Origin of the sequence: Absiella sp. AM29-15 (genome assembly GCF_003434225.1) — a bacterium.
Lineage (GTDB): Bacteria > Bacillota_I > Bacilli_A > Erysipelotrichales > Erysipelotrichaceae > Hoskinsella > Hoskinsella hominis.
Genome location: NZ_QVFL01000002.1, coordinates 104,496 through 124,004 on the forward strand (window position 1 = coordinate 104,496; position 19,509 = coordinate 124,004).

Annotated in this window: 20 protein-coding genes; 17 read left to right on the forward strand and 3 right to left on the reverse strand. The window is 35.0% G+C overall.

All coding sequences use genetic code 11. From position 1 onward, the window contains the following. The first annotated feature begins 55 nt into the window (after window positions 1–55). From DW761_RS02570 to DW761_RS02605, 8 genes are read left to right on the forward strand one after another with little or no spacing between them, the layout of a single operon-like run. On the forward strand, window positions 56–865 hold the full coding sequence (locus tag DW761_RS02570; RefSeq protein WP_117454239.1) for a PTS mannose/fructose/sorbose/N-acetylgalactosamine transporter subunit IIC: 810 nt from the start codon (window positions 56–58) through the stop codon (window positions 863–865). After that, window positions 858–1,685: a PTS system mannose/fructose/sorbose family transporter subunit IID gene (locus DW761_RS02575; protein WP_117454238.1), complete on the forward strand. Its 828-nt coding sequence runs from the start codon at window positions 858–860 to the stop codon at window positions 1,683–1,685. The genes DW761_RS02570 and DW761_RS02575 overlap by 8 nt, the downstream gene beginning before the upstream one ends. A gap of 18 nt (window positions 1,686–1,703) precedes the next feature. Next, the gene (locus tag DW761_RS02580; RefSeq protein WP_117454237.1) at window positions 1,704–2,183 is read left to right on the forward strand and encodes a PTS system mannose/fructose/N-acetylgalactosamine-transporter subunit IIB; all 480 of its coding nucleotides are present in this window, start codon (window positions 1,704–1,706) and stop codon (window positions 2,181–2,183) included. 20 nt (window positions 2,184–2,203) lie between these two features. Further along, window positions 2,204–3,052 (forward strand): MurR/RpiR family transcriptional regulator, encoded by an 849-nt coding sequence (locus DW761_RS02585; protein ID WP_117516320.1) that lies wholly within the window; start codon window positions 2,204–2,206, stop codon window positions 3,050–3,052. Between the two features lie 17 nt (window positions 3,053–3,069). Then, window positions 3,070–3,969 carry an N-acetylmuramic acid 6-phosphate etherase gene (gene murQ / locus DW761_RS02590; protein WP_117454235.1) on the forward strand — a complete coding sequence of 300 codons (900 nt, stop codon included), beginning with the start codon at window positions 3,070–3,072 and terminating at the stop codon, window positions 3,967–3,969. Continuing rightward, complete coding sequence (locus DW761_RS02595; RefSeq protein ID WP_233513008.1) at window positions 3,935–4,948, forward strand: serine hydrolase domain-containing protein; 1,014 nt, start codon at window positions 3,935–3,937, stop codon at window positions 4,946–4,948. The genes murQ and DW761_RS02595 overlap by 35 nt, the downstream gene beginning before the upstream one ends. A gap of 2 nt (window positions 4,949–4,950) precedes the next feature. Beyond that, window positions 4,951–5,367 (forward strand): PTS sugar transporter subunit IIA, encoded by a 417-nt coding sequence (locus DW761_RS02600; RefSeq protein ID WP_117454234.1) that lies wholly within the window; start codon window positions 4,951–4,953, stop codon window positions 5,365–5,367. A 59-nt stretch (window positions 5,368–5,426) separates the two neighbouring features. Beyond that, window positions 5,427–5,882: a GNAT family N-acetyltransferase gene (locus DW761_RS02605; RefSeq protein ID WP_117516322.1), complete on the forward strand. Its 456-nt coding sequence runs from the start codon at window positions 5,427–5,429 to the stop codon at window positions 5,880–5,882. On the opposite strand, the gene DW761_RS02610 is transcribed toward DW761_RS02605, so the two are convergent. Then, a complete protein-coding gene (locus DW761_RS02610) occupies window positions 5,872–6,741 on the reverse strand; it encodes an NAD-dependent epimerase/dehydratase family protein (RefSeq protein WP_117516323.1) in 870 nt (289 codons plus the stop codon). The genes DW761_RS02605 and DW761_RS02610 overlap by 11 nt on opposite strands. Window positions 6,742–6,892: 151 nt before the next feature. Here DW761_RS02610 and DW761_RS02615 point away from each other — a divergent pair, with 151 nt between their 5' ends. Then, window positions 6,893–7,780, forward strand: coding sequence for a YitT family protein (locus tag DW761_RS02615; protein WP_117454231.1), 888 nt, complete (start codon window positions 6,893–6,895; stop codon window positions 7,778–7,780). A 12-nt stretch (window positions 7,781–7,792) separates the two neighbouring features. Here DW761_RS02615 and DW761_RS02620 read toward each other — a convergent pair whose 3' ends face one another. Next, a complete protein-coding gene (locus tag DW761_RS02620; protein ID WP_117516324.1) occupies window positions 7,793–9,475 on the reverse strand; it encodes a bifunctional diguanylate cyclase/phosphodiesterase in 1,683 nt (560 codons plus the stop codon). Window positions 9,476–9,640: 165 nt separating this feature from the next. Between DW761_RS02620 and DW761_RS02625 the strand changes: the two genes are divergently transcribed. The 8 genes from DW761_RS02625 to DW761_RS02660 all read left to right on the forward strand — a co-directional run bounded on the left by DW761_RS02625 (window position 9,641) and on the right by DW761_RS02660 (window position 17,441). Next, a complete protein-coding gene (locus DW761_RS02625) occupies window positions 9,641–10,192 on the forward strand; it encodes a VanZ family protein (protein WP_117454229.1) in 552 nt (183 codons plus the stop codon). A 145-nt stretch (window positions 10,193–10,337) separates the two neighbouring features. Further along, a complete protein-coding gene (locus DW761_RS02630; protein WP_117454228.1) occupies window positions 10,338–11,003 on the forward strand; it encodes a response regulator transcription factor in 666 nt (221 codons plus the stop codon). Next, window positions 11,000–12,019 carry a sensor histidine kinase gene (locus DW761_RS02635; protein WP_117516325.1) on the forward strand — a complete coding sequence of 340 codons (1,020 nt, stop codon included), beginning with the start codon at window positions 11,000–11,002 and terminating at the stop codon, window positions 12,017–12,019. The genes DW761_RS02630 and DW761_RS02635 overlap by 4 nt, the downstream gene beginning before the upstream one ends. A gap of 60 nt (window positions 12,020–12,079) precedes the next feature. Beyond that, window positions 12,080–12,844, forward strand: coding sequence for an ABC transporter ATP-binding protein (locus DW761_RS02640; RefSeq protein ID WP_117516326.1), 765 nt, complete (start codon window positions 12,080–12,082; stop codon window positions 12,842–12,844). A 7-nt stretch (window positions 12,845–12,851) separates the two neighbouring features. Then, window positions 12,852–13,157, forward strand: coding sequence for an FtsX-like permease family protein (locus DW761_RS02645; protein WP_233513009.1), 306 nt, complete (start codon window positions 12,852–12,854; stop codon window positions 13,155–13,157). A 6-nt stretch (window positions 13,158–13,163) separates the two neighbouring features. Beyond that, window positions 13,164–14,780: a hypothetical protein gene (locus DW761_RS02650; RefSeq protein ID WP_117516328.1), complete on the forward strand. Its 1,617-nt coding sequence runs from the start codon at window positions 13,164–13,166 to the stop codon at window positions 14,778–14,780. A 5-nt stretch (window positions 14,781–14,785) separates the two neighbouring features. Next, complete coding sequence (locus DW761_RS02655; protein WP_117516329.1) at window positions 14,786–16,699, forward strand: FtsX-like permease family protein; 1,914 nt, start codon at window positions 14,786–14,788, stop codon at window positions 16,697–16,699. A gap of 100 nt (window positions 16,700–16,799) precedes the next feature. Continuing rightward, entirely contained in the window at window positions 16,800–17,441 is a 642-nt protein-coding gene (locus DW761_RS02660) for a site-2 protease family protein (RefSeq protein ID WP_117454223.1), read from the forward strand. Window positions 17,442–17,549: 108 nt separating this feature from the next. Here the strand turns inward: DW761_RS02660 and glmS are convergent, their stop codons facing one another. Continuing rightward, window positions 17,550–19,364 carry a glutamine--fructose-6-phosphate transaminase (isomerizing) gene (gene glmS, locus DW761_RS02665; RefSeq protein ID WP_117516330.1) on the reverse strand — a complete coding sequence of 605 codons (1,815 nt, stop codon included), beginning with the start codon at window positions 19,362–19,364 and terminating at the stop codon, window positions 17,550–17,552. Window positions 19,365–19,509: the final 145 nt, after the last annotated feature.

Sequence of the window (19,509 nt, forward strand, 5' to 3'; positions counted from 1 at the left end):
ATAATATCAACGTGGAAGCGCTTTACAATAAAAACATTGAAAGAGGAGGATTTCTATGACTGAAATTTCATTACTGCTGATTTTCGTACTATGTCTGTACACAGCAATTGGTGTATTAGACCAAATATCCATTCAGATTGGAGTTTACACACCATTATTTGCGGCAACAGTTACTGGAGCTTTACTTGGTAACATCGAACTTGGATTAACAGTTGGAGCAACATTGCAATTAATGACACTTGGTGTTGCGACTTATGGTGGAGCTACCATTCCTGATTATTTATCTGGTGCAATTATGGGAACAGCTTATGCGATCATCTCAGGTGAAGGTGCTGAATATGGAATCGCACTTGCAGTACCAATTGGCTTATTATTAACTCAACTTGATATTATTGGACGTATGGCAAATTCATTCTGTCAACACTATGCAGATCGTTGTGCTGAAAAAGGAAATGCAAGAGGTGTAGAGCTTGCGAATGTATTGGGCATGCTGCCATGGATTCTATCACGTGTCATTCCAGTATTCATTGGCTTATGTTTCGGAGAAGCAGTTGTTAATTCTATCAACAGTTTTATTCCAGTATGGTTTATGACAGGCTTAAAAGCGGCTGGCGCTATATTACCTGCATTGGGTATGGCAATCTTAATGCGTTATCTACCACTTAAAAAATACTATCCATATTTCATTATTGGTTTTGTAATGATTGCATATGGCGGCAGTATGTTTACTGTATTATCTGTAGCACTTGTTGGCTTCGCGTTTGCAGCTTTACAATATACAAAGATGAAAGAAAAAACTACTGCGGTAAGTGGTAGTGGAAGTGTTGTAGTTGAAGATGATGAGGAGGTAGAAATCGATGGCTAACTCAGGAAATAAGCTGACAAAGAGCGATATTAATAAAGTATATGTTCGTAACCTGTTTGGTTTACAATGGGGATGGAATTATGAAAAGATGCAAGGTCTTGGATATGCATGGGTAATCATGCCTGCATTAAAACGTATCTATAAAGACGATCCTGAAGGAATGAAACAAGCATTAAAAATGCAGTTGAGTTATTTTAATACAACACCTGCCATGTCACATTTGATTGTTGGTGCAGATATGGCATTGGAAGAAGAGTTTGGTATTGAAGCTGAAAATGCAGTTGCTGGTTTAAAAACCGGCTTGATGGGACCATTTGCTGGTGTTGGTGATACTTTGTTTATTGCTATCTATCGTGCAATTGTTTTCTCAATCGCATCTTATATGGCATTAGAAGGAAATGCACTAGGACTGCTGATTCCAATTATCGCATGTATCGCAGTAATGGCTGTTCGTTACAAATTCACAACAATGGGATATGCTCAGGGTAAAAAACTGGCAACAGGTTTCGCAGATAAGATAGCACCAATTACAGAAGGTGCTGCAATTCTTGGTTTAACTGTTGTTGGTGGCTTGATTGCTTCAGTTATTTCTTATAAACTAGATTTAACATTTACAATGGGTGAAGTAACTTTATCTGTTCAGGAAAACCTGGATAAGATTTTACCATGTATGATCCCATTAGGAATCGTTATGTTGTCTTATTGGTTATTAGGTAAGAAAAATATGAATTCTACACGCTTGATCTTTGTTTTATTGGGATTGGGTATGATTTTAGGTAACTTACAAAATATGTTAAACTGGCTAGTTGCATTATTTTAAGAAAAGGAGATATAAATTATGGCAATTGTACACGCAAGAATTGATGAGCGTTTGATTCATGGACAAGTAGCTATGGTATGGACAAATACTGTAGGAGCTACAAGAATTGCAGTAGTAAATGATGAAGCAGTAAAGGATGAAATGATCATTGCAGGATTAAAAATGGCAAAGCCTGCTGGTGTAAAATTATCTATTTTATCTAAGAAAAAGGCTGTGGAAAAGTTTCAAAGTGATGTATATGACAACGATAAAGTATTCTTGATCACAAAAAATTTGCAAGATATGGAATTTTTAGTGGAAAATGGTGTAAAAACAGGTACAATAAATGTAGGAAATATTGCGAAAAGGGAAGGTTCTACACAGATCAAGAAATCTGTTTATGTAACCAAAGAGGATATCGATTCGATTCATCATCTGATTGATAAAGGCATCCGTGTAACTGCCCAGATGATACCTGCAGAATCAGATCAATCCATTATAGAATACCTTCCAAAATAACATAGAAAAGAGGAAGTCATATGAATGTAAAATTAAAAATCAGAGAACGTTATCAGAACTTATCAAAAACCAATAGAAAGATTGCGGATCATATTCTTTCTGATACGGATGGATTTTTAAAGATGACAGCATTGGATGCTGCGGAAAGTTATCAGACTTCCTCCGCTTCTATCATACGTTTTGCGAAAACATTAGGATACAAAGGACTGGATGAGTTTAAAATCGCATTAGCCAAAGACCTTTCTAAAGAAGAAAAAATTTATGATGTGGATACAATTATTTCAAAAACAGATGATATTGAAACACTATGTCAAAAAGTAGAAATGTTAGTAGATAATACCAATCATGATTTATTTGAATTACTGGATAAAGATGTACTGTCTAAGGCAATTGATTGTCTGAAGAATAGTGAAAATATATATTTATTGGGAATAGGGGCATCTATGTTGCCTGCATATGATATGTATCATAAATTAAAACGTATTAATTTTAAAGCTCACTATGAATTTGATGCGCATATGGCAGTTGAGTTTTTTTACTATGTCACAGAAAAAGACTGTGTTGTAGCATTTTCTTATAGCGGTTTATCAAGAGAAGTAACATATCCTTGTGAAATTGCAAAAGAAAAAGGAGCCAACATTATTGCTGTGACTCGTAATGCACCATCAAAATTAAGTGATCTTGCGAATATGATTCTACACGTTCCTGATAAAGAACATTTAACCAGAATTGGTGCCATTAGTTCTCGTTTTTCATCTATGGAGATCGTTGACTTATTATATCTTGGCATTACACAGAAAGATGATAAAATGTTTGAGGATAAACTTATTAACACCAGTCTATTAGTAAGAGAGTTAAAAGAAGATTAATAGAAAGTGGTGAAACAATGGAAAATATCCATTCACTGACAACAGAAACAGTGAATCCTGATACAAGGGATATTGATCGTGTTGATACATTAACAATGTTAAAGAAAATCAACAATGAAGATAAAAAAGTCGCAGCAGCTGTGGAAAAAGAATTGCCACAGATTGCGAAAGCAGTAGATTTAATGAAAGAAAGATTCTTGAATGGTGGAAGAATTATCTATGCTGGAGCTGGTTCTTCTGGTCGAATGGGAACACTTGATGCAGTAGAATTAACGCCTACTTATAATGTAGATCCATCTTTGGCATTTGGCTTGATGGCAGGTGGAAAAGAAGCAATGTATCGTGCTATTGAAGGTGCAGAGGATTCTAAAGAATTAGCTATTCAGGATTTAAAAGATGTCAATTTAACAGATAAAGATATTGTCATTGGTATTGCGGCCAGTGGAAGAACACCTTATACCATCTCAGCGCTTGAATATGGAAATCAGGTGCATGCATTAACGATAGCAGTTACATGTAATGGTGAAAGTGAAATGGCAAAAGTTGCATCAATCTCTATTGCGCCTGTTGTAGGTCCAGAGGTTATCAGCGGTTCTACACGTATGAAAGCTGGAACTGCACAAAAAATGGTTGTGAATATGTTATCGACAGCAACCATGATTGCGAGTGGAAAAGTATATCAGAATTATATGGTAAATGTACAGCCAACCAATGAAAAACTGGTTATCCGTGCAACCAACATGATTGCCTCAATTACTGGTGTTGGTTATGATGAAGCTTATGAACTATTAAAGGCTTCTGACATGAGTGTGGCAGCAGCTATTTTAATGCATGAAAAACATGTAGATAAAGATAAAGCACATGCTGCATTGTCCGCATGTCATGGCAAAGTTTCTGAAGCATTACAACAACTGTAATATGAAAGAAGAAAATATTCAGCGTGCGTTGCATCAATATATCCAAAAACATAAGATATGCGGAGCGTCGTACGCTTTTCTTTCAGATACATCATCAAGGAATTACTATGATGGGATTGCAGGATGTATAGCACCTTATCATCATCAGATTTTAGAGGCAGGCGATCGTTATGATCTTGCTTCCTTAACAAAAGTAGTTGGAACAACGACACGTATTTTACAGTTGATTGAAGAGAAAAAGTTGTCTTTACATACACCGGTATCATCAATTTTACCTAAACTTCAAAATAATCAAATATGTGTAGAAGATTTATTATTACACAGGAGTGGATTACCACAGGATATTCTTCATAAAGAAACCCTGACAAAGGATAATATTAAAGATCGTATCTACGCTGTAAAAGGCTCTATGGATATGTATCATAAAACTTGTTATTCAGATATTGGATTTATTCTACTTGGTTTTCTTATTGAGGCAATTGATCAGATGTCATTAGAAGAAAGCATGCAGATGCATATATTTAAAAGACTAAATATGCATGATACTTCATATCTTTGTGATGATACAAAACGATATATTCCAACAGAAATCACAATTGAAAGAGGATGTATCTGTAAGGAAGCTCATGATAGAAAAGCGCATTTATTAGGTCAAAGTGGAAGTGCAGGACTTTTTTCTACACTGGACGATTTAATATTATTTGCGCAGGCAATATTAAGACAAGACGAACACTTGTTTCATAAAGAAACTTATTTGCTTTTAAAGCAGTTAGAGCAAGAACAACGAGGACTAGGATGGGAGAAGCCATATGGATGCCATGTGCTATATCATACTGGGTTTACTGGTACCAGTATGTTGCTGGATATGGAAAAGAAACAAGGCTTTATTTTACTTACGAATAGAATTCATCCTACTCGTCATCAAACTGATTTTTTGAAATTTCGTAAAAAGTTAAATCAAATATATTTGGAGGAATAAACATGAAACCTAATTTAATTATCACCAGCCATGGAAATCTGGCATCTGAAATCTTAAATTCTGCGAATATGATTGTTGGAGATACATCTAGTATCAAAACTGTATGCATGGCAGCAGAAGATGGATTAGAAGGAACAACTAAAAAAATGCAGGAAGCGATTGCTTCATGCAATCATGAATCCATAGTTATATTAGCAGACTTATATGGAGGAACACCTTTTAATGTGGCTGTTATCAATGCTCAAAAAAATGATAATATTCGTGTTGTTTCAGGATTAAATCTTGGAATGGTCATTGAATACAGTGTATCTCAGCTGGAAGATGTTCATGCATTAGCTGATTATCTATGTGAAGTAGGAAAAAATGGTGTTATTGCCCCGGCATTTGATGCTGATGAAGATGATTGTGATATTGAATAAAAAGCCAAATGGCTTTTTTTAGTAAGGGAATGATATAATATATAAGAAGAGGCGATCATATGGAAATCAAAGAAATCAACACATCTGATATACAAACAATTTTCTCATGGAAATACCCGACTCCTTATCAACAATATGATATGCCATCCTTAGAGGTCGCAAAAGAGCAAGGCTATGCAATCCTTGATCCAGCAAAACAACATGTTTTTTACACCTTATATAGGGAAGATGTATGTGTTGGTTACTTTCGCAGTTATCAAATAGGCGATAAGACATATCTTGGCATAGGACTAGCACCATCATATTGTGGAAAAGGAATAGGAAAAGAAGCACTCCATGAAATCCTTTTGTATTATGCAAAAGATTTGAGGGAGTTGTACCTGGAAGTAGATTTCCACAATATACGGGCAATCAAATGTTATCGAGAATGTGGATTTTTACTTACACAGCTGTATCAAAAGAAAACATCCGCACAAACTATGCGGACGTATCTTCAAATGCGGTTTACTTTTTAGCTTCTTCAATATAAGTATCTAATAAAGGATATAGCCATTGTTTTAAGGACTGGCACTTATATCCTTTTTTCTTTGCTTTATCACAATTGATAGAGAAGGATGTAAAGCCATTAAGCGGTGCTTTGTCATCACACTCCGTAAGAATAGCTTTTTTACCAGTTTTTGTTACAACATAGTCAACAACTTCCTGCAAAGTAAGGGTTTCAGGTGAAGCTGTCTGAATGACCTCATTCAAACGTTTGTTGGATAAAAATGCTAAGAATCCACCTGCATCCTTTGAGGATATCAAAGGGAATTCTGCATCCAGATTATCAATATACATTGGCTTGCCTTGTACGATATGCTCTACATAATAATATAAACGTTTGGTGTAATCATCTTCACCAAAAACAAATGGGAAACGAACAATGGCTGCTTTCTGAAAAGCATACACCTGTGTTAACACACTTTCTGCCTGACGTTTTCCTTCCCCATAATCGAAATCATCACGATTTCCCATAAGCAGACGATATTTATCGCTATCGAAATAACATTCTCGCATATTCATATCATTTTCCTTATAAACGGATACAGTAGATGTCAGAATATAACGATTGCAATGAACAAAGTTTAAGATATTTTTTACATCGTTGGAGCAATAGGCAATGTTATCATAAACAATATCATATGTTGATCCCTGAAATGCCTGTTTCATTGCTTTTAGATCATTTCGATCTACATGAATACGTGTGACCTGATCGCCAAATGTATCGGGTGTTTGTCCACGTGTTGCTATGGTGACATTATGCCCCATCGCTAATAAATCATTCACCAGATGGATTCCGAAATAACGTGTTCCACCTAAAACCAATATATTCATATTTCAATCCTCCTATTAATTTTTTATATTATAACATAGAATTTTTAAAAAATGTTTAAAAATTACATTTCCTAAGTCATAGGAAGTAAAAAATAACATTTTTCCTGTTTCAAGAGTATAATTTAGATATATGAGGATGAGGTGACTGCATATGAAGCATAAGAAAAAAGAAACAAAAGTACAAAAGATCATTACCAATTATGGAATGATGCTTGCAGGAGCACTGATATTTGCGTTGGCATGTAACTGTTTTATTGTGCCTAGTTCATTAAACAATAGTGGCGTCATTGGTTTTTCTCAGATTGTGCGTGAAGCATTGGATCGATTCACCTTTATCCATTTGCCGATATCTACTGTTGGTATCTTAAACTTTTTATTCAATATCCCATTGTTAATGTTGGCATGGTTTAAAATATCTAAAAAGTTCTGTATCAATACATTGTTATGTGTTGGTGCTCAAACTATCTTTTTAACGATTGTGCCAATTCTGGAGAAGCCTATTTTAGATGTGATCCTGGCTAATGCAGTAATTGGTGGTATCATTGCAGGTGTTGGAAGTGGATTTATGCTGCGGGGTGGAAGCTGCAGTGGGGGTATTGATATTTTAGGTATGTATTTGAGTATCAAAATGCCAGATTTCAGTATTGGCAAGCTTGCAGTTGTATTTAATGCATGTGTCTATGCAGCATGTGCTGGTTTATATGATTTAGAAATTGCGATTTATTCTATTATCTACAGCTATTTTATGAGTCAGATGGTGGATAAGATTCATTATCAGAATATCAAAATGAGTGCGACAATATTCACAAAAGTTGATCATGTGGATAAAGTGATTACATACAGTTTACGCCGTGGAGTCACCTATTGGAAAGGCAGTGGCAGTTATACGGATGAGGATACATATGTCATTATGACTGTGGTTTCTAAGCAGGAAGTCAATCGGTTGAAACAAATCGTTCATGATTGTGATCCGAAAGCCTTTGTGATCTTTAATGAGGGTATGAATATTGATGGTAATTTTGAAAAACGTTTAGCATAAGAAAACAGCTGTTCACGATTGGACAGCTGTTTTAATAAATATACGCTCAAAATCTTGTTTGGCAATCGGTCTAGAGATATAAAATCCCTGGATACAATCCGCATGGATATTACATACCGTATCCCATTGTATTTGATCCTCTACACCTTCGATTGTTACTTTAATACCAACACTATGACATAATCGAATGACAGCACCGATAAAATCAAGATTAAAGGTATTATCATGAATGGCATTGATAAACAGACGATCGATTTTCACAATATCTGCGGGCATTTGTGCCAGCATGCCTAAAGATGAATAACCAGTACCAAAATCATCCATTGCGATTTGTATGCCTAATAATCGAAGGCTTTGGAAGATGCCTTTTAAGGCTTCCATATCTGTAACGAAATAGCTTTCAGTAAGTTCAATAACAATATGTTTGGCTTTTAAATCATTCTCTTTTAATATTTTTTGTATAAAAGGAATAAAATCAGAATCCAGCATTTGTAGATAAGATACATTCACATTCATCACAAAGTCAGGTAGATACGCTGTCCACTTTTTACATGTTCTTATAGCCTGTTCTAACACCCATTTGCCAACTTTAATGATCCATCCACTGCTTTCTAATAAAGGAATAAATTCGGCAGGAGAGATAACCCCATAAGTATCACTCTTCCATCTAAGCAAGGCTTCTGCACCTTTGATATTGCGCGTTTTTACATTTGTTAAAGGCTGATAATGCACTTCAAAGTTTTCCATATCTTTTACAATTGCGTGAGATAATTGATCACTGATTTCCATAGAGCGATTCTGTGCCTGTATTAAATCAGATGAGAAGAAGGTACAGGTGTTTTTTCCTTTTTTCTTACTGGCATCAAGGGCACATGATGCATATTTGATCAAATCTAGATAATTGTCGGCATCTTTTTGAAGAATTGCGGCACCGCCAGATACACTACAATAATAAGATACACCATCAATAAAATGATGAGAGTTGCAATAGGCATGCAGCTTCTGATAAGATTCATAAATTTCCTGTGCATCGGCATCAGGATAGAAAATCGCAAATTCATCACCATCAAAACGAAACATCAATGCATGTTGAGGCAGCATACGTAAAACATCCTGTGCAAACTGACGAAGTACGTTATTTCCAAATATATGATCATTCAAAGCATTGATACGGGAGAAATCATCTAATCCCAATAACAGAATCCCACCATGATCATGTTCCTTTTCTAAATAATGACCTACCTGTAAAGCACATTCACTTTGAAGGAATAAGCCGGTGATTGGATCAATTTTACGCTTGTTTCCAAGATTGGTCACAATACCTGCGAAAATGGTTGTATCCCCTTGAGCATTGCGCTGTAAAAGGCCACGGCAAACCACCCAGATATATTCATTCTTACGATTTTTAATTTGATATTCTACATTATGTTCATTTGTAATGCCATTCAGCATTTCGTCTATTGAATTATAGTAAGCCGGTTTATCACGATCGATAATTAAATCTCCCCACACATCAATTAGATTATCCACGATACGCCCAGGTAAATCAAAGTCTTGAAACATGTTTTCAGAAACGAGAGATTGTCCAGTTTGGATGTTCGTGATATAAACATAATCATCTGTGCTGCCTGTGATGGCTTCATAAAAAAGATAAGGATCTATCGAGAAGTCTTTGAATAATGTTTTACTGTCCATAGCGCGCCTCCCTTAATACTATAAATATACCATGTTTTAGGCTTTTCGGATAGCTGGAACGCATCTTTTTTTACGCATTCTTAAGAATTTATGACGATTTCTACCGCATTCTTGATGATGAAATCAATTTGCGATACAATGTCATACAAGGTAGGCGGTGAGTATATGAAAAAGAATTTTAAGGTCCGTATCTTATGTGCTATCTTATTTCTTGGCATCAGTGGAATTGTGATGTATACGATTTATTCACTTTCGGCAGAGAATGGATATGAATCCAATATGCGAAGTGAAATCGTGACAGAAAAGATAAAAGAGGAAGTAAGTTCTAAGCTGGAAAATAGTGAAAAGGGAATGTTGTTAAGTGAGAAAATCAAATATTTTGTGATTATGCATTCGCCATATGGCAGTGACTGGAATGCGAATATACGAAAACTGGCGCATTTTTCTATTTATTTCGCGCTGGCTTGTATGGTGTATATCACACTTGCTATATTAGGGGTAAATAAAACCATGCGTTTTATTTTGACAGTTGGTATTTGTTTCTGTTTTGCATTTGGTGATGAATATCATCAAAGCTTTACAGGCAGAACTAGTTCTATGAGTGATGTATTTCTGGATACGTTTGGTTCTCTGTGTGCGACCACAGGTTTAACGATTATTTCATTGTTTTTTAGTGGGATTCATTCACTTGTTAATTTGGCATATAAAGAGGATTAGGGATGGCGATTTGCCACCCTTTTGCATACTTTAGATTATAGATATGTATGATAAGAATCAGTAAAGTTCTTACAACATTGAAAGATGGCGATTTGCCATCTTTTTTCTTAAGGATTTATTGTATAATAAAGGTTAGGTGATGAATATGTATAAAATAATGATTGTGGAAGACGATGAAGCAATTCAAAAAGAATTGGATGTATTATTAAGAAATCAGGGATATGATGTATGTATCTGGAATATGAAGGAAGATATTGTATCCTTTTTAGAAGCAGAAGGTGCGCATGTAATTTTATTAGATATCAATCTTCCTAAAGAAGATGGTTTTACACTGTGTACACGTATACGAGCTAAAAGCAGTGTGCCTATTATCTTTGTGACCAGTCGTAACAGTGATATGGACGAGCTTTGCTCCATGACCCTTGGTGGGGATGATTTTATCACAAAACCATATAATCCCTCTGTGTTGCTGGCACATCTACAGGCAGTTATTAAACGTAGTTATCAACATGTAAGTGAACATATTTATCAACATAAAGGTGTGAGTTTAGATGTTGCATTATCCAAAATAACCTATGGAGATAAAGATCAGGAATTAACCAAAAATGAAGTGCGTATTTTATACTATCTGTTTCAACATAAAGGTGAAATTGTCCCAAGAGATGATTTGATTGATTATTTATGGGATAATAAACTGTTTATCGATGATAATGCACTCAGTGTGAATATTACACGTATTCGTAATAAACTGCTTCAGATGGGGGTAGAGGATTTTATTATCACAAAACATCGTCAGGGGTATTACATATGAGTTTAAAAGATTATTTAGAGGATCATATTGTTTTTTTGGTGACATGTTTCCTGTTTTTAATGCTGGAAAGTTTTTTATTATTGCTTTTGGGTGTGGAAATCAGTATGGTCGTCATGTTAGGCTGTGTCTGGGCAATTCTGTTTATTGGATATTTTGTGTTATCTTTCCATCGAAAAGAAAAGCGTATGAAAGAGCTGGAGCAAATGTTAAACCAGTTAGATCAGAAATATCTGCTGCATGAAGTTATGGGAAGCGGTGGAAACAGTGAAGAACAGTTTTATCGTTATTTATTGCGTATGGGGAATAAAAGCATGTTGGAACATGTTTCAGGAATCGAGCGTACCCGTAAAGATTATCAAGAATATATCGAGCAATGGGTACATGAGATCAAGACGCCGATTGCCGCAATGAAGCTATGGGCAGAAAATCAGGAGGGAAAGAAAAAACGGGAAGCATATACCCAGTTAGAACGTATTGAACATTATGTAGAACAGACATTATTTTATGCGCGCAGCGAGAATGTGGAAAAAGATTTTTGTATACAGAAAATGGATATCAAAGAAGTTGTACAGGAAGCCTTATTGCAATGTAAATATTTATGTACCAGCAATGGGATTCATGTGGATATACCCGAAGAAAGCTATTGGATACGCAGTGATGAAAAATGGATTGTATTTTTATTAAATCAATTGATTGAAAATGCAGTAAAATATCGTCGAAGTGACGTTGACAGCACGCTTTCTATTTTTATTGTGGAAAAAGATGATGAAGTGGAACTACATGTGAAAGATAATGGTATTGGTATTTGCGCAAATGATATTGACCGTATCTTTGAGAAAGGCTTTACCGGAGAAAATGGAAGAAATGCCAATCGTCATGCGACGGGTATTGGATTATATTTATGTAAGAAATTATGCCATGATTTAGGCATCGACATCCATGTAGTTTCTTCACTCATGCAAGGATGTGATATGATTTTGTCCTTTCCTTCTTACAACTCTGTAAGGGAATTGTAAAATAACCTGATACAGAAAATTTCATCTTTACGATATACTGTAAGACAAGGAGGGATGATCATGTGTTTATTAAAAGTTGAACATGTACAGAAATATTATGGCAATGGTGGTAATATCACCAAAGCATTAAATGATATCAGTTTTGATATGAAAGAAGGCGAATTCGTGGCAATCATGGGGGCAAGCGGCAGTGGAAAAACAACCCTGTTGAATGTCATCAGTACCATTGATACCTTAAGTGCAGGGGATATCTATGTGCGTCAAGAGAATATCTCCACAAAGAAAGAAAAACAACTGGCCGCTTTTCGTAAAAAGGAGCTTGGCTTTATCTTTCAGGATTATAATCTGTTAAATACGCTGTCCATGGAAGAAAATATCGCGTTGCCATTGACACTATTAAAAGAAAAACCGGCAGTCATTGATGCTTCTGTGAAACAAATGGCAAAAACTTTGGGTATTTTAGATATCCTGGATAAATATCCATATGAAGTAAGTGGAGGACAGCGTCAGCGAACAGCAATCGCAAGAGCTTTGATTCATAAACCGTCTTTGATATTGGCAGATGAACCAACCGGTGCCCTTGATTCTCATGCTTCTTATTTGTTTATGGAAGAATTAGGGAAACTGAATGAAGAACGCCATGCCAGTATCCTGATGGTTACACATGATGCTTTTTCCGCATCTTATGCTAAACGTATCCTGTTTTTAAAGGATGGGCGGATCTTCAATGAAATCTATCGAGGTGAATTAGACCGCAAGGCTTTCTATCAGAAGATTTTAGATGTAATGACATTGCTTGGCGGTGATGTACATGCTGTACGTTAAACTCACATTGCGTAATTTAACGCATAGTATCAAGGAATATACACTGTTTATGGCGACGATGATTATGAGTATGACATTGATGTATGCTTTTTTCTCGCTGGCACTAAGTGATCGTATCCTAAGTATCTTTTATACGTTTTACAGCTTTTTACCAATTGCAATTTTCGCAAGTATTGGTGTTACGCTGGTGCTTGGCTGGATGATTATATATATCACAGATTTTATCATGAAGAAACGAAGCCGTGAATTTGGTCTGTATCTATTGTCTGGAATGAAACGAAGCAGTGTCGCATTGATGTTTTCTGCGGAGTAGCTGATTATGGGAGCCATTGCTTTAGTTATTGGTTGTATACTGGGTATGGTATTGTCGCAGGCATTAGAGGCAATTTTATTTCAGGTATTTGGACAGGATTATCACTTTGTTTTATCATTTTCTTTGCAAGCATTTTTACTAACCTTGGGATGCTTCGTGTTAATTTATATATTAGAAGTCATACGGGAAATCCGTTTGATTCATCGTTGTACCTTAAAAGAACTATTTTATCGCAAAGATGAGCATACAACTATTCATGCATCAAAAACCAAAAGTATATTATGTTTTATTGCGGGTGCCTTCTGTATGGGAATCTGTATCTTTATTGTATATATCTTTTATCGTTCGCTTAAAGATAACAGTATACGTGGAGATATCAATTCCATGATGCTGTCTATTTTGATGATGATTTTATCCATCTATTTGATCTATCAAGGGATATCCCAGGTCGTCATGTTATTTCTTCAAAGGTGGAAGCAAAAGAAGTATCAAGGGAATATGATGTTTTTAAGTGCACAGTTATGTACGAAAATTAAGCGTAACCGTTTTGTTTTAGCAACTATTTCCGTGTTAACGATCCTGATTATTTCATTAATGATCATGAGTATGCAGTTAAAAAATGTTTATGATAGAAAAATAAAAGAAGAAATCCCATTTGATATTATGGCATATACAAGTGAAACCTTAAATAAAGATGTATTATATGACTATTTAAATAAGCATGATATAAGCTATCAGGATCATTTTTATCAAATATATCAAAGTGATATGATTAATGAAAATCTGAGGAATGCTCTTTTTGATACACCATTTGATTATCCGGGAGTAAAAACTTATATCATAAAAGAAAGTGATGTACAGGCACTATTGAAGTTAGAAGGTTATGATGCATTACAACCGTTGAATAAACAGCAATATGGTTTGCTTGTGACACCAGAACTAAAGCAACATATGGAAGCATTTATGAAGCAGGGAAAAGTACAAGTCAATGATCAGAAACTATCCTGTACTTATATAGAAAGCTCACGTATTGGGCAATCAGTATATGTGGATTATTATTTAATTTTGCCAGATGCCTATGTTCAAAACTGCACAATCAAAGAAAATGTTCTTGTGATGAATGTAAATGGAACGATTCCGGATACATTATATGATGAAACAAAAACGATTTTAGATGTTAAAGAAGATGGCTTTTATCTATATCGTGTAAAACCTTACTATATCAAAGATCAATTATCTATCTATACCATGGTCATCTTTGCATTATTATATGTGTCCATGATCGCCGTGTGTATTCTGGCAACGATTATTGCGACCCAGCAGCTTTCTGATATGAATGAACAAAAAGAAACTTATCATATGATGTGGAAAATGGGATGTGATAAACAGGCAATCAAGAAATTATTGTTTCAACAGGTAAGCTTTTACTTTTTTACACCACTACTCTTACCATGTTTGTATCTTCCATTTGTGATCTATGGAATGAATGTTTTCTTTTCATTACTGGTGTATAGCGTACCAACCAACTCTGCCATCATCTTAGCACCGGTAATCTTCCTGTTAATTTATGGCTGTTACTTTATTTTGACATATCAAAGCTGTAAACGAAGTATGGAGGGATAGATGGCATGTATTTAAAATTAACAATGCGTTGTGCATTACGAAGTATAAAACAATACAGTATCTTTATGTTTACCATAACCATGGTCATGACATTACTTTATGCATTTCAATCTTTGATGTTCTCAGAGCAGATTATCAGATTGTTTGGAGAACATGTGGACATGCTATATGCCTTTTTGATGGTCAGTATTTTATTAGTTATCGTGATGACATGGCTCATTGGATATATTAGTGGGTTTATTATAAAAAATAGAAGTAGAGAATTTGGTATCTATTTATTATCGGGTATTGAGCGTAAAGTCATTGCACGCATGCTTGTGGTCGAAATGTTTTTTATGGGATTTTTATCCTTTATCATCGGCTGCTTTTTAGGAAGCTTTCTATCTGAAGTATTGCGTATGCTGATTTTACAGTTCTTTTCTAAAGACTTTCAGTTTGTCTTTCATTTCTCCATTGAAACGATAGGAGCTACCTTTCTATATTTCCTGTTTATGTGGATATTGACATTATGGAAAGAGCGAAGAACCATCATGAAAGTCAATATCAAAGAGTTGTTATATGAAGAAAATAAAAACGATCCCGTTGTCAAACACCGTTTCATCAAATGGATGGTATTATTAATAGCATGTATATGCTTCTTTTTTGGAATCATCGCCACAAAAAAGGGCATATTGGATATGCTTTATGGAGAAGGATCGCCAGTCTTATTAATAGGTGTCATATTATTGATTATAAGCAATTATGGATTTTATTATGGCATGATTGCTTTGTCAGATGCTTTTGTGAACAGACAAAAAAAGATCAAATATTCCTTTGGGATACTGCCGCTTTATGGACATATCAAAGGAAGAATCAATGGCAATCGTATGGTATTAGCAACATTATCCATGTTGTTGATTTTTACCATCATGTTAAGTAGCTTTGCATTAAAACTATACGACTCCTCCAACGTGCAGATGGATATCATTTGTCCTTATGAGCTACAGATTAATGCAACAGAACCATTTAAAAGCGATGAAATCAAAACAATGCTAGAGAAAAAAGGATATCAAATACAGGATGATATATTTTGTTTATACTCATGTGCAGATGCAAAAACAAATGTGGACATGATTTTTACACAGGATCAGGCGATATATGGAACATCATTTATGAAAGAAAGTGACTATCAAAAACTGTTAAAGTTAAAACATAAGACAGCAGCTTCCATACCTTCTCATGGTTATATCTTATTGGTAAATGAATTTGATAAAAAAAGAGCGGAAGAAAAAGGCATACAGCTAAGCATTAAAGATGAAAAAATGGTACCATTCCAAATTAGAAATGATTCTATTGGACAACTGTACGATGATGTAGTTTTTGTAGTAAAAGATGAAGTTTTAAAAGACAGTCAGATGCTCACATGTTCTTATGTCGCAGACAGTGATAAATCATTCCCTATAGGAATGGAAAAAGAGATAACAAAAAGTATGAATTTGCCACTATATGCGAGTGTAAATGTCCGTAGTGATACACAGCAGGCATCCATCAGTTCTTCTGTAACAATTATTTTCGCATTATTTTATTTATCTTTTGTATTTATTTGTATTGCGGCAACGATTATGGCAACACAACAGATGATGGATGCGACAAGACAGAAATATGAATATGAATTAATGCATCAATTAGGAATGGATAAGGCAGAAATCTATGCGATTCTACGTAAACAAATTGGTATCTACTTCTTTGTGCCAATGATATTGCCTGCAGTGTATATATTTCCATTATTATATATTGTTAATTTACTGTTTCTAAGGATACCGGGAAACTATTCTATTTATACGGTTGCATTTGGATGTATGCTTTTGTATATGGTGATTTATCTTCGTTACTATATGATGGCATATATCGGTTGTAAACGAAGTCTAGATTTAAAGTAGCTATAGCATAGAAAATGTCCTGTGTGAAAAAAATGGGTATGGTTTACCTTTTCTGTCATTTCTGCTATACTGTAAGATATGTTGGATGGAGGTATACATCATGTTACAAGATTTATTATCAAATTGGATATATATATTACCAGCTGTATTTATTGCTTTTTCCTTTCATGAATTTGCACATAGTTTTGTTGCATATAAATTAGGAGATACCGCACAGAAGGAAAGTGGCAGATTATCATTGAATCCAATCAATCACATTGATCCAATTGGGTTTATCAGTTTGGTATTGTTTGGTTTTGGCTGGGCAAAGCCGGTACAAGTCAATCCTTATATGTTTAAAGATCGTAAAAATGGAATGATACAATCTGCTGTGGCAGGTCCATTAGCTAATCTGATCTTAGGGTTTGTCTTTACCATTCTTATGCAGTTGACAATAAAAACAGGCCTTTTCATCAATGGACCTGTTGGGAATTACTTATATTACTTCTGTGTATATTCTATTGTGATGAATGTTGGTTTAGGCGTATTTAACCTGATACCATTACCACCACTAGATGGTTCTAAGATTTTAATGGGAATTCTGGATGAAGAAACATACTTTAAGATTATGCAGTATGAACGCTATATCGCAATATTTATGATTGCGATTCTATTATCAGGAGTGTTGGATGGACCATTACTTTATGTAAGATCTGCTATCATTGATTTCTACTCCAATATTGTATCTAAAATTTTATTCTAAGAAAAAGAAGCGGCTTATTCATGTCGCTTCTTTCTTTATATATTTAACTGTAAAGTACCAAAGTGTGTGTAATATTAGGAAGTCAAGGCACTTTACAGGTAAATACCGTTATTCAACAGTAACCGATTTAGCTAGGTTTCTGGGCTGATCTATTTCACAACCACGAAGTCTGGCGATTTCATAAGCTAATAACTGTAATGGTATAACACCCAGTATTGCCTGAATCAATTTATCAGTTTTTGGTATACGCAAAATATCATCATATCCATCATGTGCTATCTGTAAATCATCACTGATGATCAATAAAACATAAGCACCACGGGCTTTTACTTCTTTGATATTACTAATCGTTTTTTCATATAAATCCTCATCACTCGCAAGTGCGATGACAGGGGTGCCTTCTTCAATTAAAGAAATCGTTCCATGCTTCAATTCACCAGCCGCATAGGCTTCACTATGTATATAAGATATCTCTTTTAGTTTTAAACTGCCTTCCATGGATAAAGAATAATCCAATCCACGCCCGATAAAGAACACATCATTATGCTGATATATTTTCTTTGCAAACGCAGAATAATCTTTTTCAATAAGCTGTTGCATTAATTTCGGTAAAGTTTTGATTTCTTTACTTAACTGCATAACTTCATCATCCTGCATATGGCCATGAACATAGGACAGATAGCAGGCAAGTAAAGATAAGACAGCTACCTGTGTACAATAAGCCTTTGTCGTTGCCACACAGATTTCAGGTCCAGCTTTCGTATAAATAACATGATCAGCATCACGTGCTATAGTAGAACCAATGACATTGACGATTGCCAGGGTTGCGACATCATTTGCTTTTGCTAGTTGTAAAGCAGCTATTGTGTCCGCAGTTTCACCAGATTGACTAATGAAGATGGCTAATGTGTTGCCTGAATAAATAGGATTTGCATAACGATATTCACTTGCACAGATACAATCTACATGAATGCGTGCTCTTGATTCAATCAAGGATTTCGCTATCATACCAGCATACATGGCACTGCCACAGGCAATGATATGTATTTGATCATATTGTTTTAAATTGGGCATTGTATTCAATAGATCCAATAGATTATTTTGCATAAGTGAATCGATTGTTTTTTTCACAACATCTGGTTCTTCATGAATTTCTTTCAACATAAAGTGTTCATAGCCGCCCTTTTGGATATCTGTGATATCCATTTCACTAGTTTGTATTTCTTTATCCAACAGATCACCATTCAGATTTTGAATGGTAATTTGATCTTTATGAAGAACAGCAATTTCTTCATGTTCTAATACAATATATTGGTTTGTATATTTTAAGAAAGCTGAAATATCGCTTGCCAGAAAGTTCTGATGTTCACCAACACCTAAAACAAGCGGTGAATTCTTTCGCATAGCATATATTACATCCAGTTCATCCTGAAAGATGATAGCAAATGCAAAACTTCCTTTGAAATGCTGATAAGCTTTCGTTAAAGCAGACACTTTATCTTTTGTCAGAAAATAACAATAGTCAATATAAGCTGCCGCAATTTCACTATCTGTTTGTGAATAAAAATCATAACCTGCGTTTTCCAGTTCTTCTTTGATCGTATTATAATTTTCAATAATACCATTATGAACAAGCGTTACCAATCCACTTTGATGGGGATGGCTGTTTGTTTCATTTGGTTCACCATGCGTTGCCCAACGTGTGTGGGCAATTCCCAATGTTGTTCCTTTTGTGTTCATCTTTTTAAGCTTTTCCTCTAAAAAGCTGACATTTCCTTTTGCTTTGATAATTGTTACCTGATCATTTTGTGCCAGTGCTAATCCTGCAGAGTCATACCCACGGTATTCTAAGGCGTGTAAACCCGCAATCAAAACACTATTTGAGATCTTCTCTGATCCCACATAGCCAATTATTCCACACATATTTTATGTTCCTCCATGATAAAAAATAGTGTGTTGAGAATAGTTTTTGTAGCATTATGATGTTGCTTTTGTCTATTCTCTTTCGATCCACAATAACCGTAACAGTACCCGCCGAATCTTTCGATAACTGTTATCCTCGTCAACC